This window comes from Achromobacter sp. 10T422, assembly GCF_056394065.1.
This window is the reverse complement of the sequence record NZ_JBFTHD010000005.1, coordinates 549,198-575,502: the sequence shown is the minus strand read 5'-3', so window position 1 is coordinate 575,502 and position 26,305 is coordinate 549,198. Positions and strand designations below refer to the sequence as shown.

The 26,305-nt window shown below is 63.7% G+C and carries 29 protein-coding genes; 8 read left to right on the top strand and 21 right to left on the bottom strand.

Annotated features, from left to right (window positions below; genetic code table 11):
* Window positions 1-233: 233 nt before the first annotated feature.
* The 3 genes from AC1DB0_RS16215 to AC1DB0_RS16205 form a co-directional block, all read right to left on the bottom strand.
* A complete protein-coding gene (locus AC1DB0_RS16215; protein ID WP_476757288.1) occupies window positions 234-1,451 on the bottom strand; it encodes a lactonase family protein in 1,218 nt (405 codons plus the stop codon).
* A 31-nt stretch (window positions 1,452-1,482) separates the two neighbouring features.
* Window positions 1,483-3,003, bottom strand: coding sequence for an FAD-binding oxidoreductase (locus tag AC1DB0_RS16210; protein ID WP_476757287.1), 1,521 nt, complete (start codon window positions 3,001-3,003; stop codon window positions 1,483-1,485).
* Window positions 3,004-3,235: 232 nt separating this feature from the next.
* Entirely contained in the window at window positions 3,236-4,210 is a 975-nt protein-coding gene (locus AC1DB0_RS16205; RefSeq protein WP_476758702.1) for a GlxA family transcriptional regulator, read from the bottom strand.
* Between the two features lie 171 nt (window positions 4,211-4,381).
* Here AC1DB0_RS16205 and AC1DB0_RS16200 point away from each other — a divergent pair, with 171 nt between their 5' ends.
* Both AC1DB0_RS16200 and AC1DB0_RS16195 read left to right on the top strand, forming a co-directional pair.
* On the top strand, window positions 4,382-4,738 hold the full coding sequence (locus tag AC1DB0_RS16200) for a DUF1428 domain-containing protein (protein WP_476757286.1): 357 nt from the start codon (window positions 4,382-4,384) through the stop codon (window positions 4,736-4,738).
* A 162-nt stretch (window positions 4,739-4,900) separates the two neighbouring features.
* Window positions 4,901-5,398 (top strand): VOC family protein, encoded by a 498-nt coding sequence (locus tag AC1DB0_RS16195; RefSeq protein ID WP_476757285.1) that lies wholly within the window; start codon window positions 4,901-4,903, stop codon window positions 5,396-5,398.
* Between the two features lie 184 nt (window positions 5,399-5,582).
* On the opposite strand, the gene AC1DB0_RS16190 is transcribed toward AC1DB0_RS16195, so the two are convergent.
* The gene (locus AC1DB0_RS16190; RefSeq protein WP_342067679.1) at window positions 5,583-6,098 is read right to left on the bottom strand and encodes a DUF1993 domain-containing protein; all 516 of its coding nucleotides are present in this window, start codon (window positions 6,096-6,098) and stop codon (window positions 5,583-5,585) included.
* 207 nt (window positions 6,099-6,305) lie between these two features.
* A complete protein-coding gene (locus tag AC1DB0_RS16185) occupies window positions 6,306-7,424 on the bottom strand; it encodes an extracellular catalytic domain type 1 short-chain-length polyhydroxyalkanoate depolymerase (RefSeq protein WP_476757284.1) in 1,119 nt (372 codons plus the stop codon).
* Window positions 7,425-7,912: 488 nt separating this feature from the next.
* Here AC1DB0_RS16185 and trhA point away from each other — a divergent pair, with 488 nt between their 5' ends.
* Window positions 7,913-8,557, top strand: coding sequence for a PAQR family membrane homeostasis protein TrhA (gene trhA, locus AC1DB0_RS16180; RefSeq protein WP_054422432.1), 645 nt, complete (start codon window positions 7,913-7,915; stop codon window positions 8,555-8,557).
* A 26-nt stretch (window positions 8,558-8,583) separates the two neighbouring features.
* Here the strand turns inward: trhA and AC1DB0_RS16175 are convergent, their stop codons facing one another.
* Window positions 8,584-9,351 carry an AraC family transcriptional regulator gene (locus AC1DB0_RS16175; protein WP_476757283.1) on the bottom strand — a complete coding sequence of 256 codons (768 nt, stop codon included), beginning with the start codon at window positions 9,349-9,351 and terminating at the stop codon, window positions 8,584-8,586.
* Between the two features lie 109 nt (window positions 9,352-9,460).
* On the opposite strand from AC1DB0_RS16175, the gene AC1DB0_RS16170 reads away from it, so the two are divergent.
* The 3 genes from AC1DB0_RS16170 to AC1DB0_RS16160 all read left to right on the top strand — a co-directional run bounded on the left by AC1DB0_RS16170 (window position 9,461) and on the right by AC1DB0_RS16160 (window position 11,866).
* Window positions 9,461-10,276, top strand: a complete 816-nt coding sequence (locus AC1DB0_RS16170; protein WP_476757309.1) for a sulfite exporter TauE/SafE family protein — start codon at window positions 9,461-9,463, stop codon at window positions 10,274-10,276.
* A 299-nt stretch (window positions 10,277-10,575) separates the two neighbouring features.
* The gene (locus AC1DB0_RS16165; protein ID WP_054422105.1) at window positions 10,576-10,974 is read left to right on the top strand and encodes a DUF4168 domain-containing protein; all 399 of its coding nucleotides are present in this window, start codon (window positions 10,576-10,578) and stop codon (window positions 10,972-10,974) included.
* Between the two features lie 193 nt (window positions 10,975-11,167).
* Window positions 11,168-11,866, top strand: a complete 699-nt coding sequence (locus tag AC1DB0_RS16160) for a glutathione S-transferase family protein (protein ID WP_476757282.1) — start codon at window positions 11,168-11,170, stop codon at window positions 11,864-11,866.
* A 63-nt stretch (window positions 11,867-11,929) separates the two neighbouring features.
* Here the strand turns inward: AC1DB0_RS16160 and AC1DB0_RS16155 are convergent, their stop codons facing one another.
* The 6 genes from AC1DB0_RS16155 to AC1DB0_RS16130 form a co-directional block, all read right to left on the bottom strand.
* Window positions 11,930-12,691 carry an ABC transporter permease gene (locus AC1DB0_RS16155; protein WP_006220442.1) on the bottom strand — a complete coding sequence of 254 codons (762 nt, stop codon included), beginning with the start codon at window positions 12,689-12,691 and terminating at the stop codon, window positions 11,930-11,932.
* Window positions 12,688-13,611, bottom strand: a complete 924-nt coding sequence (locus AC1DB0_RS16150; RefSeq protein WP_054422434.1) for an ABC transporter ATP-binding protein — start codon at window positions 13,609-13,611, stop codon at window positions 12,688-12,690. Before AC1DB0_RS16150 ends, AC1DB0_RS16155 begins: the two co-directional genes overlap by 4 nt.
* Before the next feature lie 96 nt (window positions 13,612-13,707).
* Window positions 13,708-14,673 carry a dihydrodipicolinate synthase family protein gene (locus AC1DB0_RS16145; RefSeq protein ID WP_476757280.1) on the bottom strand — a complete coding sequence of 322 codons (966 nt, stop codon included), beginning with the start codon at window positions 14,671-14,673 and terminating at the stop codon, window positions 13,708-13,710.
* A 7-nt stretch (window positions 14,674-14,680) separates the two neighbouring features.
* Complete coding sequence (locus AC1DB0_RS16140; protein WP_054422107.1) at window positions 14,681-15,853, bottom strand: L-rhamnonate dehydratase; 1,173 nt, start codon at window positions 15,851-15,853, stop codon at window positions 14,681-14,683.
* A 13-nt stretch (window positions 15,854-15,866) separates the two neighbouring features.
* Window positions 15,867-16,892, bottom strand: coding sequence for a 4-hydroxythreonine-4-phosphate dehydrogenase PdxA (locus AC1DB0_RS16135; protein ID WP_476757279.1), 1,026 nt, complete (start codon window positions 16,890-16,892; stop codon window positions 15,867-15,869).
* A gap of 7 nt (window positions 16,893-16,899) precedes the next feature.
* On the bottom strand, window positions 16,900-17,886 hold the full coding sequence (locus tag AC1DB0_RS16130) for a Bug family tripartite tricarboxylate transporter substrate binding protein (protein ID WP_476757278.1): 987 nt from the start codon (window positions 17,884-17,886) through the stop codon (window positions 16,900-16,902).
* Window positions 17,887-18,008: 122 nt separating this feature from the next.
* Here AC1DB0_RS16130 and AC1DB0_RS16125 point away from each other — a divergent pair, with 122 nt between their 5' ends.
* Window positions 18,009-18,938 (top strand): LysR family transcriptional regulator, encoded by a 930-nt coding sequence (locus tag AC1DB0_RS16125; RefSeq protein WP_082386960.1) that lies wholly within the window; start codon window positions 18,009-18,011, stop codon window positions 18,936-18,938.
* A gap of 86 nt (window positions 18,939-19,024) precedes the next feature.
* On the top strand, window positions 19,025-19,366 hold the full coding sequence (locus AC1DB0_RS16120) for a zinc ribbon domain-containing protein YjdM (RefSeq protein ID WP_054422110.1): 342 nt from the start codon (window positions 19,025-19,027) through the stop codon (window positions 19,364-19,366).
* 108 nt (window positions 19,367-19,474) lie between these two features.
* On the opposite strand, the gene AC1DB0_RS16115 is transcribed toward AC1DB0_RS16120, so the two are convergent.
* The 9 genes from AC1DB0_RS16115 to AC1DB0_RS16075 all read right to left on the bottom strand — a co-directional run bounded on the left by AC1DB0_RS16115 (window position 19,475) and on the right by AC1DB0_RS16075 (window position 26,298).
* The gene (locus AC1DB0_RS16115; RefSeq protein ID WP_054422111.1) at window positions 19,475-19,711 is read right to left on the bottom strand and encodes a hypothetical protein; all 237 of its coding nucleotides are present in this window, start codon (window positions 19,709-19,711) and stop codon (window positions 19,475-19,477) included.
* Between the two features lie 16 nt (window positions 19,712-19,727).
* A complete protein-coding gene (locus AC1DB0_RS16110) occupies window positions 19,728-19,964 on the bottom strand; it encodes a FixH family protein (RefSeq protein WP_054422112.1) in 237 nt (78 codons plus the stop codon).
* Window positions 19,965-19,981: 17 nt separating this feature from the next.
* A complete protein-coding gene (ccoG, locus tag AC1DB0_RS16105) occupies window positions 19,982-21,472 on the bottom strand; it encodes a cytochrome c oxidase accessory protein CcoG (RefSeq protein WP_342067686.1) in 1,491 nt (496 codons plus the stop codon).
* A 78-nt stretch (window positions 21,473-21,550) separates the two neighbouring features.
* Complete coding sequence (ccoP, locus tag AC1DB0_RS16100; RefSeq protein WP_054422114.1) at window positions 21,551-22,525, bottom strand: cytochrome-c oxidase, cbb3-type subunit III; 975 nt, start codon at window positions 22,523-22,525, stop codon at window positions 21,551-21,553.
* Window positions 22,522-22,698, bottom strand: a complete 177-nt coding sequence (locus AC1DB0_RS16095) for a cbb3-type cytochrome oxidase subunit 3 (RefSeq protein WP_054422115.1) — start codon at window positions 22,696-22,698, stop codon at window positions 22,522-22,524. The genes ccoP and AC1DB0_RS16095 overlap by 4 nt, the downstream gene beginning before the upstream one ends.
* A gap of 2 nt (window positions 22,699-22,700) precedes the next feature.
* Window positions 22,701-23,438: a cytochrome-c oxidase, cbb3-type subunit II gene (gene ccoO, locus AC1DB0_RS16090; RefSeq protein ID WP_427950631.1), complete on the bottom strand. Its 738-nt coding sequence runs from the start codon at window positions 23,436-23,438 to the stop codon at window positions 22,701-22,703.
* A 12-nt stretch (window positions 23,439-23,450) separates the two neighbouring features.
* Entirely contained in the window at window positions 23,451-24,947 is a 1,497-nt protein-coding gene (gene ccoN / locus AC1DB0_RS16085; protein ID WP_175171310.1) for a cytochrome-c oxidase, cbb3-type subunit I, read from the bottom strand.
* Window positions 24,948-25,156: 209 nt separating this feature from the next.
* Window positions 25,157-25,318: a cbb3-type cytochrome oxidase assembly protein CcoS gene (gene ccoS, locus AC1DB0_RS16080; protein ID WP_082386961.1), complete on the bottom strand. Its 162-nt coding sequence runs from the start codon at window positions 25,316-25,318 to the stop codon at window positions 25,157-25,159.
* Window positions 25,315-26,298 carry a hypothetical protein gene (locus AC1DB0_RS16075; RefSeq protein ID WP_476758701.1) on the bottom strand — a complete coding sequence of 328 codons (984 nt, stop codon included), beginning with the start codon at window positions 26,296-26,298 and terminating at the stop codon, window positions 25,315-25,317. Before AC1DB0_RS16075 ends, ccoS begins: the two co-directional genes overlap by 4 nt.
* Between the last annotated feature and the right edge of the window lie 7 nt (window positions 26,299-26,305).

Genomic DNA, 26,305 nt, shown 5'->3' with positions numbered 1-26,305 from the left:
GTCTCGCCCTGACAATGCGACACGCCGCCCTTGCGTCCACTGCAAGGCTGATTGGCCGCCAGGGCCGGCGCGCAAAGCACTAACGCAAGTCCCAAAGCGATCCCGTGCAAGGATCTCCGAATCCAGCAAGCAGGCACGTCTGTCTCCCGTCAGAACGAGTGGCTTCAACGTGGCGCCATGCTGCATGGCTTGTCACAGCGCCGGGCGGCGTATCGTAACGCAGCCCGTGCGCCTTACACGAACACCAGACAAACCGGCGTCGCCACCTGGGCGACCACGTCCGGGTCTCCCAGGCGCCCGCTCGCACCATCTACGCGCAGGCGCAGAATCGAGTCGCCCTTTTGGTTTAGCGCATACACGCTGCCGCCGTCTGGCGACATGCTTAGCGCGCGCGGGAAGCGCAGCCCTTCGGTCCAGGTTTGCACACGGGTCAGCGCGCCGTCTGCGCCGACGGCGAAGACGGCGATGCTGTCTGCCTGGGGGTGGTCGTTCTGCACGCGGCGCGTGGACGCATAGAGGTAGCGGCCGGACGGATGGATCAGCAGAGACGCCGCATTGGCCACGCCGGTGAAGCCTGCGGGCGTGGCCGGCACGATGTGGCGCGGTTCCAGGACGCGGCCTGCACGGGCGTCGTATCCCAAGCACGCGATCGTGGCGTCCAGCTCGTTGACGACATACAGCAGCTTGCCGCCAGGATGCAGCGCGAGGTGCCGGGGGCCGCTGCCGGCCGGCAATGCCGTGCGGCCGGCCAGCGCCATGCGGCCCTCTTCCAGGGTGAACAGATTGATGCGGTCACTGCCCAGGTCGGTGGCCAGCACGCGTTGGCCGGTGGGGTCGAACAACACCATGTGCGGATGCGCGGATTCCTGTTCCGGGCGCGGGCCGGAACCGGTTTCCTTGACGATGCCTGAGACGGAATCCAGCGACCCGTCGAGATGGATTGGCAACACGTTATAGGTGCCACCCAGGTACTGCGCGGTGACCAGATGGCGGCCGTCGGGCGATACGGCCAAGTGTGCGGGCGCGGTGCTGGCCAACGACAGCGGCTGCCGGTTCAGCAGGTGCAACGTGCCATCGTTCTCATTGATGGCATAGGCTTCCGCGGTGCCTCGGGGCAGGCCTTCCCAGTGATCGATTTCATTGATGGCGTACAGAAATCGTTGTGACGGATGGACCGCAAGGAACGACGGATTGACGCTTTGCACGACCTGAACCAGGCGCCATTCGTCCGCGCGCAATGCAAAGACGTGGATACCTGCGGAAGGCGGCCCGCCGGCGGTGCCGCCCGGCGCGTCATGCGTGTAGGTGCCCACGTAGGCAAAGCGGGCAGGGTCCGCGGCAGATGCCGTGGCGCCCATCGCCGACAGCCACGGCCCCACCGCGCCTGCGGCCGATAAGCCGCCGGCGAACTGAATGAAGGATCTGCGCGGCGCACTCGAAAGGGAGTTCATGACAGGTTCCGGCAAGGCAAGCCGCGCGCCATCATGGGCGCACCGACATCGCGTGGTGGAAGATATTGTTGGGATCGTAGCGGCGCTTGACCTGTTGCAGGAAGGGGTACAACCCGCCGTCGCCGTAATACAGCTGCGGCCAGAACGGATAGGCCAGCATGTCGCGGTCGGGGTAGTTGATGTAGCACCCCTGATAGCGGCTGCCCGGATACGGCGTGCCTGCGTAGGCCGCGTCCAGCCCCGGGCCGGTATAAACGTCGCGATAGAAATCCGCCATCCAGCGCAAGTGCATGGCGTCGTGATCGGCGTTGTTCCAATAGGTTTGATACTGAAGCTTCATGACGGAGCCGCGCTGATGAACGGCCGTGTCCCGTAAGCGTTCAGGCCGGTTGATGGCGCCTCCATACGAATCCACCTGCAACAGCGACTGCCGCAGATCGGCGCCAGGCACGTCACGCGTCAGGTGCGCGTAAATGCGCGCGGACTCGTGCGCCGTGAAGTTGCCCTTCATATAGGCCGACTTGTATTTGCCCCGCTGGTTCGGCCCCGAGCCGTTCAGCGTTTGCGTGGCCGCGAGCCAGTCATAGCGGATGACGGTGTGGGGTTCGCTACAGAGCAAGTCGCCGCCCAAGCGCGGACGCGGCAGGCCCGGCGTGGTGGCGCGCGCGGCAACGGGCGAACACGGGCGAAGGCGGACGAGGAAGTCTTGCAGCACGCTCAAGTTACGGCACGTGCCATCCGGATTGCAGAACTGCACAATCATCACGATCTGCCCGGCGGCTTGATGCGTGAGCTTCAGCAATGAAAACATGCCCCAGGTGTCGGCGTCCCGGCCCCGCGTATCCCAGTAGCTGCCGTAGAGATCCAGCAACTGCGCAAAGCGGGCGGGCGTCATGCCCGCCCAGTCGAACGCAACGGTGGCGATGGCCACTTCGCGCGGCGCTTGCGGCAGCGTGGCGAAACCATAGCTGGTGATGACGCCAAAGTTTCCGCCGCCCGCACCGCGGCAGGCGCGGAACAAGTCCGCCTCGTGCGTGGCGTTGACCGTGCGCGGCACGACTTGCCCTCTGGCGTCCACAGTAAGGATGTCGACGGCGCTTAGCCAATCGGACGCCAGCCCTTGCAGGCGTGACAACAAGCCGTAACCCCCGCCGCTGATGTGGCCGCCCGCCCCCACCGAATAGCAGGAGCCGCCGGGCAGCGACACGCCGTAGCGCTTGTACAAGTCTTGATCGCCATTCCAGTTTTGTGAGCCGGCCGCAATGCGTAGCAACCCATCGGCCGATGGCGGCACGCGGTCAAGCAGGCTCAAGTCCAGGATGGCGCCGCCCGGGTTATTCGAGACGAAGTCTTCGTAGCAATGGCCACCGCTGCGCACCGTGGGGCGCATGCCTGCGGCGACGATGCGGGCCAATGCAGCGGCCGCCTCTTCGGGGGTTTCACAGAGTTCGATGCGGGAGGGGGCCTCGCCGGGCTGGGCCGGCCACCGCAGGTTGAAGCCTTTTTTAAGGGTGGTGTAGCGGGGATCGCCCGGCATTACGCTGATGCTCATCTTGACTCGCCTCCCGGGCCGCATGCTTGGCCACGACGCGTCAAGGATAGGCCGAGAGCCCGCCGAAGATCTGTAAGAGGAGTCCGATTTTTCAACGTCCGATATTTCGACGTCCGATGTTTCCACGTCCGATTTTTCAACGTCCGATTTTTCAACGTCCGTTTTTTCAACGTCCGATGTTTGGGCCGCCGGCGCATCGACGATCGCTGCACCGCCCGTCCCCTTGCGGCGTCTACTGATACCGCTCGCGATATCCCACGGGCGACATGCCGCAATACTTGTTGAAGATGTCGCGAAACGCTTTGGTGTCGTTGTAGCCGACCTCATACATGACTTCGGCCACGCTTTTGCGCGAACTCTCCAAGCACTTCTTGGCCGCTTCCACGCGCACGCGCTGCACGTACTCGACGATGCTGTTGCCGGTGGCCTGACGAAAGCGGCGTTCCAATGTGCGGCGGCCCAGCGCGTGACGATCGGCCAGATCTTCCACCGTGATTTTTTCTGTATAGCGCCCTTCGATATACGTCTGCACCGCGCGCACGACGTCGTCAGCGTGGGCCTTCTGGCCCATGAACACGGCGAACGGCAATTGGCTTTGCCGGCTCCAGTCCAGCTGAAAATACTTGGCGCACCAGATGGCGGTGTCGCGGTCGGTGTATTTTTCGATCAGGTGCAAGACCAGATGCGCGGCGGAGAAGGCGCCGCCGCTGGTGTAGACGCCGTTTTCGGCCATGACGACGCGGTCGCTCGTCCACTGCACGTTGGGGAACAGGCTGGCGTACAGATTCTGCGCCACCCAATGCACGACGGCCTGTTGGCCATCCAGCACGCCGCCCGCCGCCAACAATGCAGCACCCATGCACAGGCTGGCCACTTCGCCGCCGTTGCGGTGATGGCGGGCCAACCAATCGATGAGTTCGCGGTTGGACAACACGGCGTCGGACACCGCGCCCAGCAAGGGCGGCGCAATGCAGATATCAACGTCTGGCGCATCGGCCAGCACCATATYGGCCTGCACCCGGATGCGCCCGTCATCCAGGCTGACTTCACGCGTGAGCGCCAGCGTGCGCACCGTGAATTGGGGCGGGCGGCCATGCGCGGCAAGGTATTCGTTGGCCACCAGGAAACCGTGGCGCGCAGTTTCCAACGAGGCGATATTCGCACCCGTCGGCAAAAGAAAGGCGACGTTTTTCATGCCGATAAGCATACGCCTGAGAGGTGTCGCAATCCACCCGCAAGAATGTCGCAAATCCCTATCTGAAACCGTCGTCAATCCCGATACAGTGGCATCTACCGGCTGCCAGGCCGGGCAGGCATCGGCCCTGGCCAGCGGGCGTGGCCGGCGCCTGTAGAACAACAGGGATCAAAGGAGTGGCAGATGGAAAAGTACATAGATGGTTACCTGCTTGCCGTGCCCAAAGCGAACTTGTCTACCTACGTCGACATGGCCAACAAGGCCAAGGTGGTGTGGCTGGAACATGGGGCGCTGGATTACCGCGAATGCGTGGCCGACGACATCGACAAGGAAGGGTTTGCGTCGTTCTCGAAGGCGGCTGGCGTGCAGGACGGAGAAACGGTGGTGTTCGCCTGGATTCTTTACGAGAACAAGGCTGAACGCGACCGCATCAACGAGAAAGTGATGGCCGACCCCCGCTTGAACGATATGGCCTGCGAAGGCGTGTTCGATTTCAAGCGGATGCATTGGGGCGGATTCAGCACCTTGGTCGCCAAGTAAAAAATAAAACGGGCGGCGTGTCGATATTGGCACTCCCCGTTCGTCGTAGTAGCAGGAGGACTCGCCCCCACATCGCATTGCATTGCACTGCATCGCACTGCATTGCATTGCGGCAGGCCGGTCCGTCCCCCACCGCTCATTCAACGTATTTGGAGACGCATCATGGCTACCCCTGCAACGCAACCCATTCCCGAAGGCATGCACACCGTCACCGCGCACATCGTGTGCGAAGGCGCGTCGGACGCGATCGCTTTCTACAAGAAGGCGTTCAATGCCGAAGAGCTGGCACGCCTGCCCGGCCCCAACGGCAAGATCATGCACGCGGCCATCCGCATCGGCGATTCCGTGGTGATGCTGATGGATGACTTTCCCGAATGGGGCAGCCTGGGTCCGAAGGCGCTGAAGGGTTCGCCCGTGACGCTGCACCTGTATGTCAAAGACGTGGACGCCGCCATGAAGCAGGCGACGGATGCGGGCGCCACCATTGCAATGCCCGTTGCCGACATGTTCTGGGGCGACCGCTATGGCCAGGTGATCGACCCTTGCGGTCACCGCTGGTCGATCGCCACGCACAAGTTCGATTATTCGCCCGAAGAAATCCAGCAGAACATGGCGAAGATGGGTGAGATGAGCGGTTGCGGCGACGCGGCTAAAAAATAAGCCCTGCGTCCGGGCCGGCACGACGCCGTCCCGGCCGGCATGGGCCTGGCTGCTTGGACCGGCTTGCTTGGACCGGCTTGCTTGGACCGGCTTGCGTGGACCGACCTGCGTGGGCCGGCCTGCGTGGACCGAGAGCTGCATGGACGGGCCTGCTTGCACCCGCCTGCATGGACCTGCATGAACGCTATTGAGGCGTGTACGGTCCCAGGAAATCCAGCTTGCCGATTTTGACTCCCGCATTGCGCAAGATCGCATACGCGGTCGTCACGTGGAAATAGAAGTTGGGCAGCGCGAACGTCAGCAGATACGTATCGCCCTGGAACTCGGGTTTGAAGTCGCCGAAGTTCACGACGATCTTGCGGGATTCCGCGCCTTCGACTTGCTCGGGCGTCACCGTTTGCAGATAGGCGATGGTGTCGGCGATGCGCTGCTGCAATTGCGCAAACGTCGTTTCCTCATCCGGAAACTTGGGCGCCTGCCCTTGCGACAAGCGCTGAACGGCAAATTTGGCGGCGTCGCTGGCGCGCTGGATCTGGCCGGACAAGGGATACATGTCGGGTGCGAGCCGCGCGTTGACGAGTTCAGACGGATCGAGCCCCGCGGCGTCGGCGTGGGCCGCTGCTTTTTCCAGCAACGAGGCCAGCACGGTCATGCCGCGGATGAAGACAGGCACAGAGACCTGATAGACAGAAAGAGTCATGGCGATAATTTCCAAAGTTGGCCCACGCTAGGGGCCGGCCTGAACGGCGCCCACTCGGGCGCTTTACGGGTCAGGGGGGTCACGGGAATCAGGGGGATCGGGGATGCGCAGATCTTACTGCCGCGCCCTGCCGAATCCCGCCCGTGCCCGTCGACATCAGCATTCTCAAAAGACGAACAATCGTCACGAATGACGAACTTTCACGCCCTACGGCGCAATCTTCCCGGCCCCAGTGCGCCGCAGGCTTTGAAAGAACCGCCAGACCAGCGCCGATGCATCCGGCCCGCCGCCCGCATGGTATTTCACCGAGGCATCGCCGCCGCTCCACGCATGTTCCAGCCGCGTGATTTCGCATAGCCGCAATACGGTCTTGCGTCCGCGCATCATGTCCAGCCGACGGTACGCCTTTTCGGTGCCCAGGCCCAGCACGCGTTCCATCGGCACGTCTTCCGGACGCAGATCATTCAAGGCGCGGAATTGTTCGAACAATTGCTTGGCATTGCGCGGCGCTACCGCCGGGTCCAGCTGACCTTGCAGGATCAGCGCTGGCATGCCCAATTGGAAAACGGCGGGGTCCGACACGCCTTCCAGAATGGGCAACAACGGTTTCACCGACCCGCGCCGCATCGTGCTGATGCCGTTGGCGGCGGTGTGCGCGTCGCCCACGACCGGGCCGGAATGCATGGCCACCGCGGCAACCAGCGACGGATGCCGCAAGGCGACAAGCGCCGCCATGCCCGCCCCCGCCGACATCCCGGCGACGTAGACGCGTTCGGGGTCCAGCCCATGGCGCGCGACTTCGGACCGGATCAACGCCGCGATCAGATCGGCCTCGCCCCCGCCATGCTGGTCATCGGGCTGAAACCAGCGCCAACAACGCTGCACCTGGCGCGTCATGGACTGTTGCGGATACAGCACCATGAAGCCGCCGGCATCCGCCCATTGATTCATGCGCGTGCCACGCGCAAAGGACAGTGACGTCTGCCGGCAGCCGTGCAGCATCACCACCACCGGCAGGCCGGTCTTGGCCGCGGCAAGCGGGGTGTAGCGAGCGAAAGCCAACTGCCGCCCTGCCCCATCGGAGAACTGCCGCGAGGCTTCCCAGCGCCCGCCGCCCAGCGATGAGACAGCAGGCGTGCGTGACGGGTTGCTGGCGGATGCAGAGCTGGCGGACGATGTGCCGCCCGCCGCTGGCTTGGCCGTCGACTTGCGGGCCGCAGGGCGCTTGCGGGCGGGCTTGGGCGACGCCATGCGTAACGCGGCGCGCTGGAGCTTGCTTAATTTCTTGGCGGCTTTGAAAAACAGACTGGTAAAACTGCGTGCCATTGCGAGGCCTCGGCCAGTAAACCTTCTCTTAGAACCTCGGGGCCGGGCCGGGACCGCCCGTCAGCAATTGCAGACAGGACATCAACGCGACGGCGATGGTGAGTATTGACAATACCCTGAGCACTTTACTGGAGTCGGGACGCGTCAACATCTCTGTCATGCGTGTGATGATGTAAGCCCMTACCATTAAGCCAATTGCCGGAATCATGGTGCCTCCCCTTGGAGATCTGTTTGCGGACGGGCTCGTGCGCTGCCGCGTGTGCGAGCCCAGAAAAAAGAACGTCTGCACCGCCTCTTGGGGCGGATCATTTTGTGCGTGAAATGTATCACACAGTAACTTTCGCGCCGCCCATCAAACGGTGATCAACGCCGCCTTGCTTGCCCTACATCAAACGGGCCCCGCATCGCAGGCAACGAGAGGCGCCGCGCACTTGAGCACACGCCGCAAAGCGCCTAAGGTGGACACTTCGCATCAACAAGACGCATTCATGTTCCCCAACGACAGACCCCAGACTCTGGGCGAAGAAATCGCCAACACCATCAGCCATGGCGTAGGCGCGGCCGCCGCCGTCGCCTCTGCCCCCATCCTCATGATTGCCGCCGTGCGTCAGGGCGACGCCGCGTTCATCGCGGGCGCGGCGGTCTTTGCGGTGTCGATGTGCCTGCTGTATCTGGCGTCCACCATCTATCACGCGCTGCCGCGGTGCCGCGCCAAACAGATCTTCAATGTGCTGGACCACTCGGCCATCTATCTGCTGATCGCCGGCACCTATACGCCGTTTGCCTTGGGTGCGTTGCGCGGCCCTTGGGGTTGGACGTTGTTCGGACTCGTCTGGGGGCTGGCGCTCTTGGGCGTGGGGCTTAAGGCCAGCAAGCGCCTGAACCGGCCCGCGATTTCCACCGGGCTGTATCTGGCGATGGGGTGGATCGTCGTCATTGCGGTGAACCCGCTGATCGAACGCGTGCCCACGGGCGGACTGTGGTGGCTGGTTGCGGGCGGCCTGGCGTATACAGGCGGCGTGGTGTTCTTCGTGTTCGACAACCGCTGGCGCTACAGCCATTTCATCTGGCATCTGTTCGTGCTGGCGGGCACGGTATGCCACTTCTTCGCGGTGCTCTGGTACGCCGCATAGGGTCCGCCGCGTAGCGCGCCCCTGCCCTAACCCTGGCGCAGAAACTCAGTCGGCGAGCGGCCCAGCACCCGGCGGAACATCGTTGAGAATGCCGCCGGGCTTTGGTAGCCGAAGTCCAGCGCAATGGCGGTCACGGCTTCGCCTGCCGCCAGCCGCGCCAGCGCCAGCACCACGCACGCGCGCTGACGCCATTCCGAAAACGACATGCCCGTGTGCGCGTGGAAATGGCGGCTGAACGTGCGCGGGCTCATGTGCAGGCGGTCGGCCCACCCTTGCGGGGGCTGACGGGCATGGGGCGCGGCGATGAAGGCGCGGCACAAGGCCGCCAGCCGCTTGTCGCGCGGCACCGGGATGTGCAACGGCAACACGGAAGCCCTGTCCACTTCGTGCACCAGCAGCGCGGCCAGCGCGCCGTCGCGGCCCGCCAGCTCGTAGTCGGCGGGCATATCCACCGCGTCCAGCAATAGTTGCCGCAATAGCGGCGACACCTCAATCACTTCACACGCAGTGCGCTGCGCACGCGCCGACCCCGGTTCCAGGTACGCGCTGCGCGTGCTGACGTCCAGCATGCGCACCTGATGCGTGACCCCTGCCGGTATCCACACGGCGCGTTGCGGCGGCACCACCCAGTTGCCATCGCGCGTGGTCACCTGCATGACGCCGGTTGCGCCATACAGCAGTTGCGCGCGCCTGTGCGCGTGCGCAGGCAGCAGCGTGCCTGGCGCGTAGTCGTTGCCGATGGCGACGACCGCGCGGTCCAGGAAATCGTAGTGATCGATGTGCGTGTTGCGCATGGCAGGCGATGACGCGTTGGCCGAAACGCAAACATTATTGTCCAATCCTCGAAAGCAGGCCACGCCGCGCCGCCGTATCGTCATCTTTTTCCGCAACCGGACGAACGGCATGCTGTATGTGATCTTGGCAATATTTGGCTGCGCCAGCGGCGTTACCACCGTGCTGTTTGGCTTTGGCGGCGGCTTTGTAGTGGTGCCCGTGCTGTACGGCGTGTTGACGGCCACGCATGGCGCGAACGACGCCATCGGCCAATCGGCCATGCACATCGCGGTGGCCACCTCCACCTGCGTGATGATCGTCAATTCCATTGCGGCCACGCGCAAGCATCAGCGCGCGGGCAATATCCTGCGCGCCTATGTATGGCCGCTGGCGGGCTTTATCGCCGTGGGCGCCTTGCTGGGCGCGTGGGCCGCCACGCGCGCCAGCGGCGATCTGGTGCGCGTGGCGTTCATCGTCTATCTGGGCGTGACGATTCTGGACTGCGTGCTGCGCCAGGGCTTCATGGCGCAGCACGCCGCACAAACACCCCGGCCGCTGGGCCAGGGCGTGGTGGTGGGTGGCGGCGTGGTCATCGGCGCCATCGCCACGTTTCTGGGCGTGGGCGGCAGCGTGATGACCGTGCCCCTGTTGCGCCGGCGTGGCTTGCCGATGGCCAAGGCCGCCGCCATGGCCAACCCGTTGACGCTGCCCGTCGCGCTGGTGGGCACCGTGGCCTACATGGCGGCCGCGCGCAGCCTGCCCGCCGCGCTCGCGCCCTGGATCGTGGGCTATGTGGATCTGCTGGCGTTCGCCGCGCTGGCGCTGGGGTCGCTGATCGGCATCCGCCTGGGCGCGCCGCTGATCCCGCGCATTCCCGACCGCTTGCATGCGCGGGTCTACATCCTGCTGCTCGCGCTGGTGATGCTGAGCATGCTGCTGATTTAAGCGGGTGACTGCGTTGAGCGCGCTGCTGATCTGAGCGCGCCGCTGAGACAAGCCGGCGGCTGATTTCGGCGCGCCACGCACGATTCTTCGGCCTCGCCCACACACCTAAGGAAACATCGCGGCCAGCAGCGACTACGAAACCGCGCAAAACGTTTCCGCACCGCCCCCGGGGGCCGCCCTCCCACAGAAGCCACCCCATATCGTGGCGTGCCGACACAGGAAAACACATCGCGAAACTTGTCCCGCGGCCGGTCACGTCGTCATCATGGTCGGACTCTTAACCGGAACAAGGAGGTTTCATGCAGCGTTCCACTTACGCATTCCTATCCGCCGCCATGTTGACGACGGCGTTGTCCGGTGCTCCCGCCCTGGCGCAGAACGCCAGCCAGCCGCCGGCGGCTCAACCGCAGATGGCCCCCGCCATCGCCCAGCCCACCGACCAGCAGTTGCAGCGCTTTGCCTCGGCATCGCAGAAGGTGTCGGGCGTGGTTGACGAGTACCGTCCCAAGGTCGACGCCGCGAAAACGGACGACGCCAAGCAAAAGGTGGTCCAGGAAGCGGACGCCAAGATGGTGCAGTTGGTGCGTGCCGATGGGCTGACCGTCGAAGAATTCAATGGCATCGGCCAGGCCGTGCAGCAGAACCCGCAATTGAAGCAGCGGGTAATGAACTTGAGCCAGGGCGCGCCCAAGCAGTAAGGCTGGACCGGGGATTGTCCGGCCTGCGCCACGCGCCCCTGGGGTACGTGGCGCTTTTTATTGCCCGCGCCGTCCGTTCGTGCGCAGCGTGATCACAATTTTTATTGCCTGCGCCGCCTGTTCGTGCGTGGCGTGATCGCAGTATGCTGGCTGCGGTTCTCACCCCGAACACACCTTCAAGGAGCGCGGTATCTTGACCCCGGACCTTACCCTGTACGACTTGGCGGGCGCAGATGCGTCCCTACGTTTCAGCCCGCATTGCTGGAAGACGCATATGGCCTTGGCCCACAAAGGGCTGTCCGCCAAGACGGTGCCGTGGCGCTTCACTGAAAAGGAAGCCATTGATTTTTCCGGGCAGAAGCTCGTGCCGGTGCTGGTGCATGACACGCATGTCGTCAGCGATTCCTGGCAGATTGCCTGCTATCTGGAAGACACGTTCCCAGAACGCCCGTCGCTGTTTGGCGGCGTGGGCGGACGCGCGGTGAGCCTGTTTGCGAACAGCTGGGCCGACACCACGCTGGTGCCGGTGCTGGCGCGCCTGCTGCTGCCCGCCATCCATGGCCTGATCCACGAGAAAGATCAGGACTACTTCCGCGCCTCGCGCGAGAAGCGCTTTGGCAAGCTGGAAGACCTGCCCGCGGGTTACGCCGACCAGGTCGCCGCGTTGCGCGCCGCCCTGTTGCCGCTGCGTCACCTGCTGGGCAAGCAGCCGTACCTGTCGGGCAGCCAGCATGCCTATGCCGACTACGCGGTGTTTGGCATGTTCATGTGGGCGCGCTGCACGAGCCCCCTGGAACTGCTGGCGGAAGACGACCCGGTGTACGCGTGGCGCGAACGGCTGCTGGATGCCTTTGACGGCCTCGCGCGCCGCGCGCCCACCGCGGCCGCATGAACAGGTCAACCCGATCAATCAGCGCAATCAGGATGAACAGATCAACCCGATCAATCAGCGCACTCAGGTCTTCAGGCGATAACCCGTCTTGAAGATCCAGCGCACGCCGATCAAGCATGCCAGCAGGAACACGAGCGTCATGCCCACGCTGACCCCGACGCTCACGTCCGACACGCCGTAGAACGCCCACCGGAAACCGCTGACCAGATAGACCACCGGGTTGAACAACGTGGCGGTCTGCCAGAACGGCGGCAGCATCTTGATGGAATAGAAGGTGCCGCCCAGAAAGGTCAGCGGCGTGATGATCATCAGCGGAATGATTTGCAGCTTCTCAAAGCCATCGGCCCACACGCCGATGATGAAGCCGAAAAGACTGAACGTGACGGCGGTCAGCACCAAGAAACCCAGCATCCAGATCGGGTGCGCGATCTCGAACGACACGAACAACCGCGCCGTCGCCAGCATGATCAGCCCCAAAATGATGGACTTGCTGGCGGCCGCGCCCACATAGCCCATGACGATCTCTACGTAGGAAATCGGCGCGGAGTGGATTTCGTAGATGGTGCCCGAGAATCTTGGCATGTAGATGCCGAACGACGCATTGGCGATGCTCTGCGTCAACAGCGACAGCATGATCATGCCCGGCACAATGAACGCGCCGTAGCTCACGCCGTCGATCTCGACCATGTGCGAGCCAATGGCCGAACCAAACACCACGAAGTACAGCGACGTGGAAATGACGGGCGACAACACGCTTTGCATCAGCGTGCGCCAGGCGCGGGCCATTTCAAACAGGTAGATAGCGCGGATGGCGTAGAAGTTCATGATTGACCGTGTACCAGGCTGACAAAAATATCCTCAAGCGAGCTTTCCGATGAATTCAAGTCGGTGAATTCAATCTGGAGCCGGCTAAGGTCGTGCAGCAGCTGGGAAATCTGGCCGCCGCCCTGGTTGTCGTAGGTGTAGACCAGCTTGTAGCCGTCGGCCGACAAGTCCAGCTGATAGGCGTCAAGCGCGGTGGGAATGCCTGGCAGCGGCGCGGTCAGCGTCAGGCTCAGCTGGCGCTTGCCCAGCTTGGCCATCAGCGCGTCTTTTTCTTCGACCAGAATGATCTCGCCTTTGCGGATCACGCCGATACGGTCGGCCATTTCCTGGGCTTCTTCGATGTAGTGCGTCGTCAGGATGATGGTGACGCCGCTCTCGCGCAGGCGCCGCACCATTTCCCACATGCCGCGCCGCAGTTCGACGTCCACGCCTGCCGTGGGTTCGTCCAGGAACAGAATGGCCGGCTCGTGGGACAACGCCTTGGCGATCATCACGCGGCGCTTCATGCCGCCCGACAGCGCCATGATGCGGCTGTCTTTCTTGTCCCACAGCGACAAGTCGCGCAGCACCTTTTCGATATACGCGGGATTGGCCGGTTTGCCGAACAAGCCACGGCTGAACGTCACCGTGTTCCAGACGCTTTCAAAGGCGTCGGTGGAAATCTCTTGCGGCACCAGGCCGATCTTGGACCGCGCGGCGCGAAAGTCCGACACGATGTCGTGGCCATCGGCCAGCACCCGGCCGTCGCTGGGGTTGACGATGCCGCAGATGATGCTGATCAGCGTCGTCTTGCCCGCGCCGTTCGGCCCGAGCAAGGCGAAGATCTCACCGCGTTGAATTTCCAGGTTGACGCTTTTCAGCGCCTGGAATCCCGAGGCATACCGTTTAGATAAACCCTGAACTGAAATGACAGGCTGCACACGCGCCCCCAACTTGATCGATAGTCAGGGATTTTACCCGCCACGACGGGGGCCGCTTGGTCGGCGTGGCGGAACGCTGTGTTCGCGATTCGGGAATTACCGGCCCCAGCGCAGCACCAGCGGGTCCAGCCGGCGGGCGGTTTCCAACAGGCCCTGGCGGACTTCGTCGCGCATGGCGGGGAACGGATGGCGGGGCGCGTCGCACGCGATCACCCCGCCCGCCTGCATCAAGGCCTTGGCCGTCAGGATGCCGCCCTGGCGGTTCTCGTAGTTGATCAGCGGCAGCCAGCGCTCGTACAGGCGGTAGGCCTCGTCGCGCTGGCCCGCCCGGTGCGCCTGGATGATGGGGCGGATGCCGTCGGCAAAGCCGCCCCCCGTCATCGAGCCCGTGGCGCCTGCATCCAGGTCCGGCAGCAGGGTAATGGCCTCTTCGCCGTCCCACGGCCCTTCCACCGCCGCGCCGCCCAGCGCAATCAGGTCACGCAGCTTGGACGCCGCGCCCGCCGTCTCAATCTTGAAATACGACACCTGTTCGATCTCACGCGCCATTTTCGCCAGCAGCGCGGCCGACAGCGGCGTGCCCGCCACCGGCGCGTCCTGGATCATGATGGGAATATCGACCGCGTCCGACACCTGCTGAAAGAAGGCTTCGACCTGCGCTTCCGGCACGCGGATGGTGGCGCCGTGATACGGCGGCATGATCATCAGCATGGCCGCGCCCTGGTCCTGCGCGCGCCGGCTGCGCGCGGCGCACACGCGGGTGCTGAAATGCGTGGTCGTCACAATCACCGGCACGCGGCCCGCCACGTGTTCCAGAATGGCGCGCGTCAGCACTTCACGTTCGTCGTCCGACAGCACGAACTGCTCGGAGAAGTTGGCCAGAATGCACAGCCCGTCCACGCCCGAGTCAATCATGAAGTCCACCGCGCGTTTCTGGCTGGGCAGATCCAGCTCGCCTGACTCGGTGAACGGCGTGGGCACCACCGGGAAAATGCCCCGGTAGCGCGGCGTGGGGGTGGTCGTCGGGGTCGAGGTCGTGGTCGAGGTCATCGGCGTCGTCATGGCGGGCCTATTCGATGATGTTGAAATCGTTCAGGTACTCGGTCTTCAAGGTCAGGCCCAGGCCCGGCTTGTTGTCGTCCAGGTCGATAAAGCCTTCCTTGGCGACGGGCTCACCGTCGAAGATGTAGTAGAACAGCTCGTTGCCCACTTCCACGTCAAACATCGGGAAGTACTCGCTCATGGGCGAGGCCAGCGTGCTCATCGTCAGATGGTAGTTGTGCATCTGCCCCGCGTGCGGAATGACCGGCACGCTATAGGCCTCGCACAGCGCGTTGATCTTGTGCGCCGCCGTGATGCCGCCCACGCGGTTGGTGTCGTACTGCACGACGGACACGGCCTTGCGGTCCAGCAGCTGTTTGAACCCATACAAAGAAAACTCGTGCTCGCCGCCCGAAATTGGAATCGACGTCAGCTGATTCAATTCGGCATAGCCGTCGATATCGTCAGCGATGACGGGTTCTTCAAGCCAGCGCGGTTCGAATTTTTCCAGTTTGGGCAGAATGCGCTTGGCGTATTCCAGGTTCCAGCCCATATAGCATTCCAGCATCAGATCAGTGTCGTAGCCGATGACTTCGCGCACCGCCTCCACTGACTTCAAGTTTTCGGACACGCCCTTTTGCAAATGCGCCGGCCCGTAGCCAAAGCGCATCTTGAACGCGGTGAAGCCCTGGTCCAGATACGTCTGCGCCTCGTCCTGCATGGCCTTTAAGTCCGTGCGGTAGAGCTTGGAGTAATAGACCGGAATCTTTTCCTTCGTGCGCCCGCCCAGCAGCTTGAAGACGGGCTTGTTCACGGACTTGCCCAAGATGTCCCAGATGGCCAGGTCCACGCCCGAAATCGCCGCCATCGTCACGCCCTTGCGGCCCCAGGCGTGGGTGGCGCGGTACATGCGCTGCCAAAGGTATTCGTAGTCCCAGGGGTCTTGGCCCACCACCAGCGGCGCCAGGTATTGGTCGATGATGGCCTTGGCCACGCGCGGGGCCAGCGCCACATTGCCCAGGCCCACGATGCCGTCGTCTGTTTCCACTTCCACCACCGTCCAGCCGTGAAAGCGGAAGGTGCTCATGGTTTCCTGCTTGGAATACAGCAGGTCCATGGCGTTGGAGCAAAAATTGCCTTGCGGCGGCACGGTCTTGCCGGTCCATTCGAAGACGCGGGCGCGGACGGATTTGATCTTCATGGGGAATCCAACCTTATTGGGAAAGGGAACGATGCGACCGGCCCATGCGGCAGGCGATCAGAAAGGCTTGCCACGTGGCGTCCACATTCGCGCGGCCCTGGCCCGCGATGTCGTACGCCGTGCCGTGCGCGGGCGTGGTGATGGGTATGGGCAGGCCGCCCTGCACGGTCACACCGCGCGAAAAGCCCAGCAGCTTGATGGCGATCTGCCCCTGGTCGTGATACATGGTGACAATCGCCTGGAACTCGCCGGCCTGCGCCTTCAGAAAAATCGTGTCGGCCGGGAACGGGCCTTGAACCGCCAAGCCTTCAGCATTCAGCTCGCGCACGGCGGGCGCGATGATGTCGACCTCTTCGCGGCCGCACGTGCCGCCGTCGCCGCCATGCGGGTTGAACGCCGCCACCGCCACGCGGGGCGCGTCGATGCCGTTGGCTTGCAATGACCGGTAGATCAGCCTTGTGGCCGCCTTGATGCCGTCGATGCTGAGCGCGGCCGCCGCGTCCTTCAGCGGAATGTGCGACGACACGCGAGACGTCCACAGATCGCCCAAGGTATTGAATTCACAGAAATAGCCGGTGACGCCCAGGTACTGCGCAAAGTGGTGCAGCTCGTCGTCGTGCTTCAAGCCGCCCTGCTTCATGGCGTACTTGTTCAGCGGCGCGAAACAAATCGCGTCGACATGGCCGTCGCGCGCGGCGTCCATGCAGGCGTTCAGCACGCGCAGCACTGAGGCGCCGCCGGGCGCCTGCGCCTGGCCCACGGTGACCTGATCGGGCCGCACCGTGTCCATCGACAGCCAGGCGGGCAGATGGGTATCTGCGCGGTGGCGCACGGCGTCCAGGCTATCCACCGCTTGGGTCGCGACGGTCACGCCCGCCACGCGCTGGCCTGCTTTCCACAGCCACGCATCGCCCACCAGCACGATGTTGGCGTGCTCGCAGGCGTCGGGGCGCGCCAGCAGGCGGGCGATCAGTTCGGCGCCGATGCCGGCGGGGTCACCCAGGGTCAGGGCAATTACGGGGAGTTGCTGCGGCGTCATGCTGGTGTCATTCCACGGAAATGTTGTTCTTCTTGATGATGCCGGCGTAGCGCTGGTTCTCGCTCTTGTGGAACTGCGCAAACTGTTCCTGGCTCATCGGGCTAATGTCGGCGCCAATCGCCAGCAAGCGCGTCTGCGTTTCGGGCAGCGCCAGGATCTGGTTGACGTCGTCATGAATGCGTTTCTGGATGTCGGCAGGCGTGGCGCTGGGCATATAGATGCCGTACCAGGCGCTCATTTCCACGCCGGGCACGCCGGCTTCGGCCATCGTCGGCACGTCGGGCAACTGCGCATTGCGGCGTGCGCTCAGCACGGCCAGCGCGCGCACCTTGCCGCTCTTGATATGGGGGATGACCGACGACGCGGTTTCGAAGGCGATCTGCACCTGCCCGCCCATCAGGTCGACCATGGCGGGGCCGCTGCCGCGATACGGGATGTGCGTCATCTGCACGCCGGTGGCGTCCTTGAACAGTTCGGCCGCGATGTGCTGCGTGCTGCCCGAGCCGCTGCTGGCGAAGTTGTATTCGCCCGGCTTGCTCTTTAACAGCGCGATCAATTCCTGCACGGTCTTGGCGGGCACCTGGTTGTTCACGACCAGGATGTTGGGCACCGCGCCCACGAACACCACGGGGGTCAGGTCGCGGTCGTTGTCGTAGCCCAGCTTCAGCAGATGCGGCGCGATGGCGTGCGCGGTAGACACGCCCATCACCATCGTGTGGTTGTCGGCAGACTTCGCGGCCAGATCAGCCGCCAGCGTGTTCGACGCGCCGGGCTTGTTCTCGACGACCACGGTCTGTTTCAGCATCGGCCCCAGCCGGTCGGCCACGGCGCGCGCCATGGCATCCGTGCCGCCGCCAGGCGCCGAGCCCACCAACAGACGCAAAGGTTTCGTGGGCCAGCCGGCAGCTGGGGTTTGGGCGACGGCTGGGGCCGACGCCATTGCCGACAGGCACAGGGCGCCCGCCGCCATCGCGGCCAATACGCGGATCTTCATGGTTGTCTCCTTGGGGTTTTCTTTGCCACTGACGGGCATTTCTTATGGGTTCATCTTAGGGATTCGATTCGTTTCCGTAAAATGAAACTTTTGCACCAACCGTTCACTACAGGCGATCAATCATGGAACGCACCCTGAACGTCCCCGCGCTGTTGTCACGCTTGCGCATGCGGCAGATCGTGCTGCTGCTGGCCATTGACGAACGCGGCACGCTGCGCGCGGCCGCCACCCAGCTGAACATGACCCAATCGGCCGCCAGCAAAATGCTGCACGAGCTTGAGCTGGCGCTGGGCCAGCCGCTGTTTGAACGCGTGGGCCGCGGGCTGGCGCTGACGCCGGCCGGCGATTGCGTCATGGGCTATTTCCGCGGCATGCGCGGCACGGTGTCATCGCTGGCGCGAGAACTGGACGAGCTGCGGCTGGGCAGCGCAGGCAAGCTGTTCATTGGCAGCATCATGGCGGCGTCGCCCGGCCATCTGACCGACGCGCTTTTGCGGTTAAAGCAAACCTATCCGCTGCTGGCCGTGGAAATTTCCACCGGCACCAGCGATCTGCTGATCGCGCAACTGAACGAGGGCAAGCTGGATGTGGTGATTGGGCGCATGCTGACCGCGTCCGACCGCAACTACGTGTTCCGCCCGATCGGCGACGAAGCGCTGTCCGTGATCGCGGCGGTGGATCACCCGCTGGCTGGCCAGAAGCGCGTGAGCTTCGAAGCCATGCAGGACTATTCCTGGATTCTGCAACCGCAGGGGAGCCCCATGCGGGACGTGATCGAACAGGAGTTCCGGTCGCACAGCATTGCCCTGCCGCCGGGGCTGATTGAATCCGCGTCCATCCTCACGACGACCAACCTGGCGATGAAGTCACAGATGCTGGGCGTGATTCCGGAATCCGTCGCCAGCCGCTATGCGCGCCACGGCCTGCTGGCCATCCTGCCGTATCAGATCCAGCAGTCACTGACCGCGTTTGGCAGCATCGTTTCGCGCGACCGCCCACTTACCGCAGCCGGACAGCATTTTGTCGACTTGCTGCATGAAGATAAGCGATGATAAATGCGCGTTCGGCGCATTTTTGCCTGCCTGGCGCAGTACAATCGCCGATTGCGCTTTTTGCGTTGTTACCTTGAGGTCTATCCGTGAGTGCTCTGCCCGCCTGTCCGAAGTGCCAATCTGAATTCACCTACGAAGATGGCAGCACGTATGTCTGCCCGGAATGCGCGCATGAATGGTCGGCCCAAGACGCCGCGCCCGCCGACGACGATGCCCGCGTCTACCGCGACTCGGCCGGCAACGTGCTGCAAGACGGCGACACCGTCACCGTCATCAAAGACTTGAAGCTCAAGGGCTCGGGCGGCGTGGTGAAGATGGGCACGAAGGTCAAAAGCATCCGCCTGGTGGATAGCGACCACGACATCGACTGCAAGATCGACGGCTTCGGACAAATGAGCCTGAAGTCGGAATTCGTCAAAAAGGTCTGACGCGGCGCCGCCCGCTTTGCCGGTGCTGCCCCGCTCGCCTTGCGCCACGCGTGCAAGTTGCGCAACTTGCCCGGCATGAAAACCGGGCAAGCGCGCGCCACACCGCAATCACACGTCTTCGTCTTCTTCCTGCTTGGGCATCAAGTACGCCGTCAGCGTGCTGGACAGCCCCGCCATCACCCACAGCACGAAAAACGACACGGTGTAAAAGCCCACGCGCCCCGTGGGCACATGCCCGAAAATCGCCACATCCAAGGGGTCGATCAGCGCGAAGATCAACGCGCTGCCCATCGCGGCCGCCAGGAACGACGGCCACAAAATCCACATCAATGAACGCAGGCCCATCTGTGCTCTCCCTGCTTTACGGGTTGGCTTGCGCGGCGCGCGCGCCCTCGCTCGCCTTGGGTGCGGCCTGCTCGATCACCAGGCCGCGCTTGACCACGCCTTCCTGAATTGGCTCGTGGGTGAAGTTGCTGTACGCGAAGTAGATCGTGATGAAGCAGCCAATCATGGCGGCGGCAGGGCCCGCCATCAGAATCCAGGGCCAGGGCTCCTGGTACCAGGGCTTGGGCGACGGTGCGGTTTGGGCGAGGGTCATGGGAGTGTCCTTCAGGCTTAATCAGGGACGTAAAAACTGGCGGCTTCATCGGTCTCGATGGACCGGTTTTCGCCATCGTGGCCGCGCGCGCGCAGCGTGATGGAATGCGCACCGGGCTCAGCGCCTGCCGGCGCGCGAATCACCATCGGCACAAGCTTGTTGGAGGCGGCTTCCACTTCGACGGTGTCCGAGCCTTGGCGGCCAGCCATCACCGCCAGCCCAGGCATGCCGTCGGCCGACAGGCGCAGCCGCATCGGAGTGTCTGACGTGTTGATGATCTGCAAGCGGTAGACGTTTTCGATCTGCCCGCCCGCCACTTCACGGCCCAGCGCACCACGGTCACGAATGACGTCAACGCGCAGCGGGTTGCGCATCGCCAGCGACGCCACGAACGCCACGGCCAGAATCAGGATCAGCGTGCCGTAGATCAGCACGCGCGGACGCAGCAGATGCGAGCGCGCGCTTTGCGTGCTCAAGCCGTCGAGCATGGCGCGGTCTGACGTGTAGCGGATCAGGCCGGGCTCGTACTGCATCTTGTCCATGACCTGTTCGCAAGCGTCGATACAGGCGCCGCAGCCGATGCACATGTATTGCAGGCCTTCGCGGATATCAATGCCGGTGGGGCAGACTTGCACGCACAGGCTGCAATCCACGCAATCGCCCATGCCGGCGGCCTTGTGGTCCACCTTGCGCGAACGGCCGCCGCGGGGATCACCCCGCCGCTTGTCGTAGGTGACGACGAAGGTGTCCGGGTCCACCATCACGCTTTGGAATCGCGCGTACGGGCACATGTACTTGCACACGGATTCGCGCATGAAGCCCGCGTTGCCCCACGTGGCAAAACCATAGAACAACATCCAGAACCATTGCCACGGCCCCAGTTGCAGCGTGAAGAGTTCATGGCCCAGTTCACGGATGGGCGCGAAATAGCCGATGAAGGTCGAACCCGTCCACCATGCCAGCGCAATCCACAGCACATGCTTGGTGACTTTCAGGCGCGCCTTGCGCAGCGTCCACGGCGCTTCGTCCAGGCGGATGCGCGCAATGCGGTCGCCTTCAACCTTGCGCTCGATCCACATGAAGATTTCGGTGTAGACCGTTTGCGGACAGGCGTAGCCGCAGAACAAGCGCCCCGCCACTGCGGTGAACAGGAACAGCGCCAGCGCGGATATCACCAGCAGCACCGCCAGGTACACCACGTCTTGCGGCCACAACACCAGGCCAAACAAATAGAATTTACGCGCGCCCAGGTCGAACAGCACGGCCTGCCGGCCGTTCCATTGCAGCCACGGAAGGCCGTAGAAAATCAGCTGGGTGATAAACACGAACGCGATGCGCCAGCGGGCGAAATTGCCACTGACGGATCGCGGATAGATCTTGCTGCGCACCCCGGCCAGTGTCTGCTCCAGGGTTTCGGCCCCGGGGCGTGGCGGACGCGTATGCGGGCGCCAGGGCGGCGGGTCGCCGCCAGGCGGCGTGCCGACGCTTGCGGTTGACCCATCTTCCATATGCTGCTCCGTCCTGTAAGTCCGATGATGTGGGAGGCGCGCAAGGCGTCCTCCCACTTAAGTCCTGCTGACTGCGCGTTACTTGGCCACTGCCGCCGTGCTGGCCGCGGCCGTATCCACCACCGCCGCTTGCGCGCCGCCTTCCGGTTTGTTCGACAAGCCCCAGACCCAGGCCGTCAGCACCTTGATCTGCTCAGGATTCAGCACATGTTCCTGCGCCGGCATGCGGTTGTCGCGGCCATCCAGAATGGTCTTGACGATCGATGCTTCGGAACTGCCATACAGCCAGACGTCATCGGTCAGGTTGGGCGCGCCCACCAGCTGGTTGCCCTTGCCATCCACACCGTGACAGGCCACGCAGAAGTTGCCGAATTCGCGCTTGCCGCGGAACACGCGCACCGGGTCCGACGTCAGCCCGGACAACGACCGCACGTACTGCGCGATGTCGCCGGCCATCTTGGCGTCGATGGCGGCCTTCCAGGGCGGCATCACGCCATGGCGGCCCTTCTTGATGGTCTCCATGATGATTTCCGGCGTGCCGCCGTGCAGCCAGTCGCCATCCGTCAGGTTCGGAAAGCTGGGGCCGCCCTTGGCGTCAGAGCCGTGGCATTGCGCGCAGTTGTTCAGGAACAGGCGTTGGCCGATTTCACGGGCGCCCGGGTCCTGCGCAATCTGCGGCACCGTCATGGTTTCAAAGCGCGCGTAGATCGGGCGCACGGCCTCGGCCATCTTGGCCTGATGCTGCGCCACTTCTTCGGTGCTGCTGTAGCCCAGCTGGCCCTTGTACGAACCCAGGCCCGGCATGAAGAACAGGTAGCCCAGCGCGAACAAGCACGCCAGCAAGTACATCCATGTCCACCAGGTGGGGACCGGGTTGTTGAGCTCGGTCAGGTCGCCGTCCCAGACGTGGCCGGTGTCTTCGACCTGGCCGCTGGCGGGCTTGGCGCCCAGCCAGCGGCGCTGCGTGTACAGCAGCCACAGGCACCAGACCACGCCGCCCACGGCGACGACCGAGATGAAATATCCCCAGAAGCCATTAACGAAATCGCTCATGACCGATTCGCTCCATCTTGTTGTGCCTGGCCGAACTCATCGGGCAGGGCGAACGGCAGCATGGCCGATTCGCGGTTGGCGCTCTGGCGCCCGCGTGAGCAGGCCCACCAGACAATGCCGAAAAAGGTCGCCATCGAAATGGCGGTAACGATTGCGCTCAAGTAACCCAGCATGATCAGCCTCCCGTGGCCGCTTGCGCGGCAGGTTGCAAGGCGGACTGCGCGGTCGGCGCCGTCGCGGCCGGTGCGGTGGTGTCAGCGGCCTGCTTGGCTTCTGCAGCCTGCTTGGCCTTGCGGACACCGACGCCCAAGCTTTGCAGGTACTCGACCAGCGCGTCCTCTTCCGTCTTGCCTTCAATGGCCTTGGGCGCGTCGGCGATCTGCTGATCCGTGTACGGCACGCCCAGCATTCGCAGCGCACGCATGCGCTCGGCCACGTTCTCGCCGGTGATCACCGTCTTTTGCAGCCACGGATAGGCAGGCATGTTCGACTCGGGCACCAGCTTGCGCGGATCGCGCAAGTGGATGCGGTGCCAGTCGTCGGAGTAACGCTCGCCCACGCGCGCCAGATCGGGGCCGGTACGCTTCGAACCCCACAGGAACGGATGATCGAAGACCGATTCCGCCGCCGTCGAGTACGGCCCGTAGCGCTGCACTTCCGCAGCCAGCACGCGCACCTGCTGCGAGTGGCAGCCGACGCAGCCTTCGCGGATGTACACGTCGCGGCCCATCAGCCGCAGCGGGCTGTAGGGTTCAACGCCCGCGACCGGCTGGGTCGTGCTGTGCTGGAAGAACAGCGGAACGATCTGGACCAGGCCCGCAAAGGACACCACCAGGATGCTCGCGATGATCATCCAGCCAATGTTCTTCTCAAGCGTCTGGTGAGAAAAGAAGCCAGTTTTCTTGTTGGCCATGATGTCCTCTCGTCAAACAGTGGCCGGCACGGCGGGCGCGTCAACGACGGCGACCGGCGGGCGAGCGGCATGGGGATCGTCCAGCGGAATGGCGGGGTTGACCGGCTGCGCACCGCGCACCGTCTTCCACACGTTCCAGGCCATGACGAACACCCCCGACAGGAACAACGTGCCACCAAGCAAGCGGATCAGGTAGTACGGAACGCGCGTCTTCAGTTCTTCGACGAAGCTGTAGACCAGGGTGCCGTCGGGTGCGGTGTCGCGCCACATCAGGCCCTGCTGCACGCCGGCGATCCACATGGCGGCGATGTACAGCACCACGCCGATGGTCGCAATCCAGAAGTGCAGTTCGATGGCGCGCACGCTGTACATCTTCTCGCGGCCATACAGGCGCGGAATCAGGTAGTAGAGCGATCCAAACGAGATCATCGCGACCCAGCCCAGCGCGCCGGAGTGCACGTGGCCGATGGTCCAGTCCGTGTAGTGCGACAGCGCGTTGACGGTGCGGATCGACATCATCGACCCTTCGAACGTGGACATGCCGTAGAACGACAGCGCCGTCACCATGAACTTCAGGATCGGGTCGGTGCGCAGCTTGTACCAGGCGCCTTGCAGCGTCATGATGCCGTTGATCATCCCGCCCCACGACGGCGCCAGCAGAATCAGCGAAAACGTCATGCCCAGCGATTGCGTCCAGTCAGGCAGCGACGTATACAGCAGATGGTGCGGACCCGCCCACATGTACGTGAAGGCCAGCGCCCAGAAGTGGACGATGGACAGGCGGTACGAATAGATCGGGCGGCCAGCCTGCTTGGGCACGAAGTAATACATCATGCCCAGGAAGCTCGTCGTCAGGAAAAAGCCCACCGCGTTGTGGCCATACCACCACTGCACCATTGCGTCCTGCACGCCGGCGTAGGCCGAGTACGACTTCCACATCGACACCGGCATTTCGATGTTGTTGAAGATGTGGAGAATGGCGATGGTGAGGATGTACGAGCCGAAGAACCAGTTGGCTACGTAGATGTGTTTGGACCGGCGCTTGATGATCGTGCCGAAGAACACGATGGCGTAGGCCACCCAGACCAGTGTGATCAGGATGTCGATGGGCCATTCGAGTTCGGCGTATTCCTTGCTGCTGGTGAACCCCATCGGCAAGGTGATCGCGGCGGCGACGATGACGACCTGCCAGCCCCAGAACGTGAAGGCGGCAAGCTTGTCCGAGAACAGCCGCGCCTGACAGGTGCGTTGCACGACGTAGTACGACGTCGTGAACAGCGCGCTGCCGCCGAACGCGAAGATCACCGCGTTGGTGTGCAGCGGGCGCAGGCGGCCGTAGCTGAGCCATGCGGTGTCGAAATTCAACTGAGGCCAAATCAGCTGCGCGGCGATAAAAACGCCCACAGCCATGCCGACAATGCCCCACACCACCGTCATGAGCGCGAACTGCCTCACGATCTTGTAGTTGAAGGTATCGGCCTTGCTTGCGATTGCGGCGCAATCGTTCATCACCCTTCCCCTAAAGTAACAAATAGCTCCAGGCTTGAATGATGGGACACGTCACAGGAGTCGGCGTTGATATGGATCAAGCGCCAGAGGGCGCACGCGGGAACGCAGCGCGGGCACAACGAACCAAGGCCGCTTTCAAGAAAATTCCGTTGTTGCTCGGGCATGCCGCGCCAGTCCGCGCGCAGCGAACAGGCCGAACGCAATCGTGCTTAGCCGCGGCTGGCGGGGCCGCTGTCGTCGTCGCGCAAGATGGCGGTGCCGGCGCTGTCGGTGTCGTCGTACTGGCCATTGAAAACGGCCCACCAGAGCGACACGCCTATCACCAGCACAAACAGCAGCGACAAGGGCAAGAGCAGGTAGAGGATGGTCATGGCGCGGCGTCCAGCGCAGCGGGCGAAGCGGGCGAAGCGATCGCGCCCGACCAGTCGCGGCGGCACAAGCGCCACGAGTTATAGGCCACGGCCAATGACGACACCAGCATCGTAATGGCGGCCAGCCACGGCTGCACCCAGCCCATCAGCGCAAGCGGCGTCATGAGCAGGTGCCAGATCAGCGAGCCATACAGGTTCTGCCGCGCCTTGTGGCGCGCCTGTTGCAAGAGTTCGTCCAGCGCCGAATCGGGCATCGAGGKATGCGCGGCCAGCGCGGAGTGCGCGGACGCCATCGCGGTGGGCACCGCCATCGACATTGCGCAAGGGCAGCTCATGACCAGCAGCGCAACCATCACCGGAATGCTGTGCGCCGGGTCGATGTATGCCCAGCCGGCAGCGGCCGCCAAGGCCAGCGCCACCTGGATCATGACGAAGCGTGAAGCCAGCCGATCAGCGCGTGCGCCAAGGTCCAGCCGCTGCGCCTCGACGCGTTGATGGCGCTGCCCGCCCGCCGCACCGCCAAACGATTGGCGGGCGCACAGTTCCAGGTAGCGGGCGGTCAACAGAAAGGCCACGAACATCGTGACGGAATCAAAATAGACTTCGCCGCGCCCCGTCCAGGTGGCATGAACGCTGGGGATGAACGCGGCGACGATGCCCAGCGCCACCGGCACGTCCATGCCGGCGCGCCCGTGGCGCAGGTTGTCTCCAGCATGACGCCAGATCGGCCACGCTGAATACAGCACCACGGGGATGGTCAGCGCAAAGCTGGCCCAGTTCATCAGCACGATGGCCCAGTCCAGCGTTTCCAACGCATCGGCGGGCATGCTGTCGTGGCGCAGGTAGCCGGGCCACGCGAACATCATCACCTGCATCATCGCCAGCCAGGCCAGCGACAAGCGCACCAGGGCATGGCGGCGCTGCTGGCGGTCGGTATCTGACAGGCAGGCCGGGACGGCGAAGATCGATTTTGCTCGCATGCGCCGA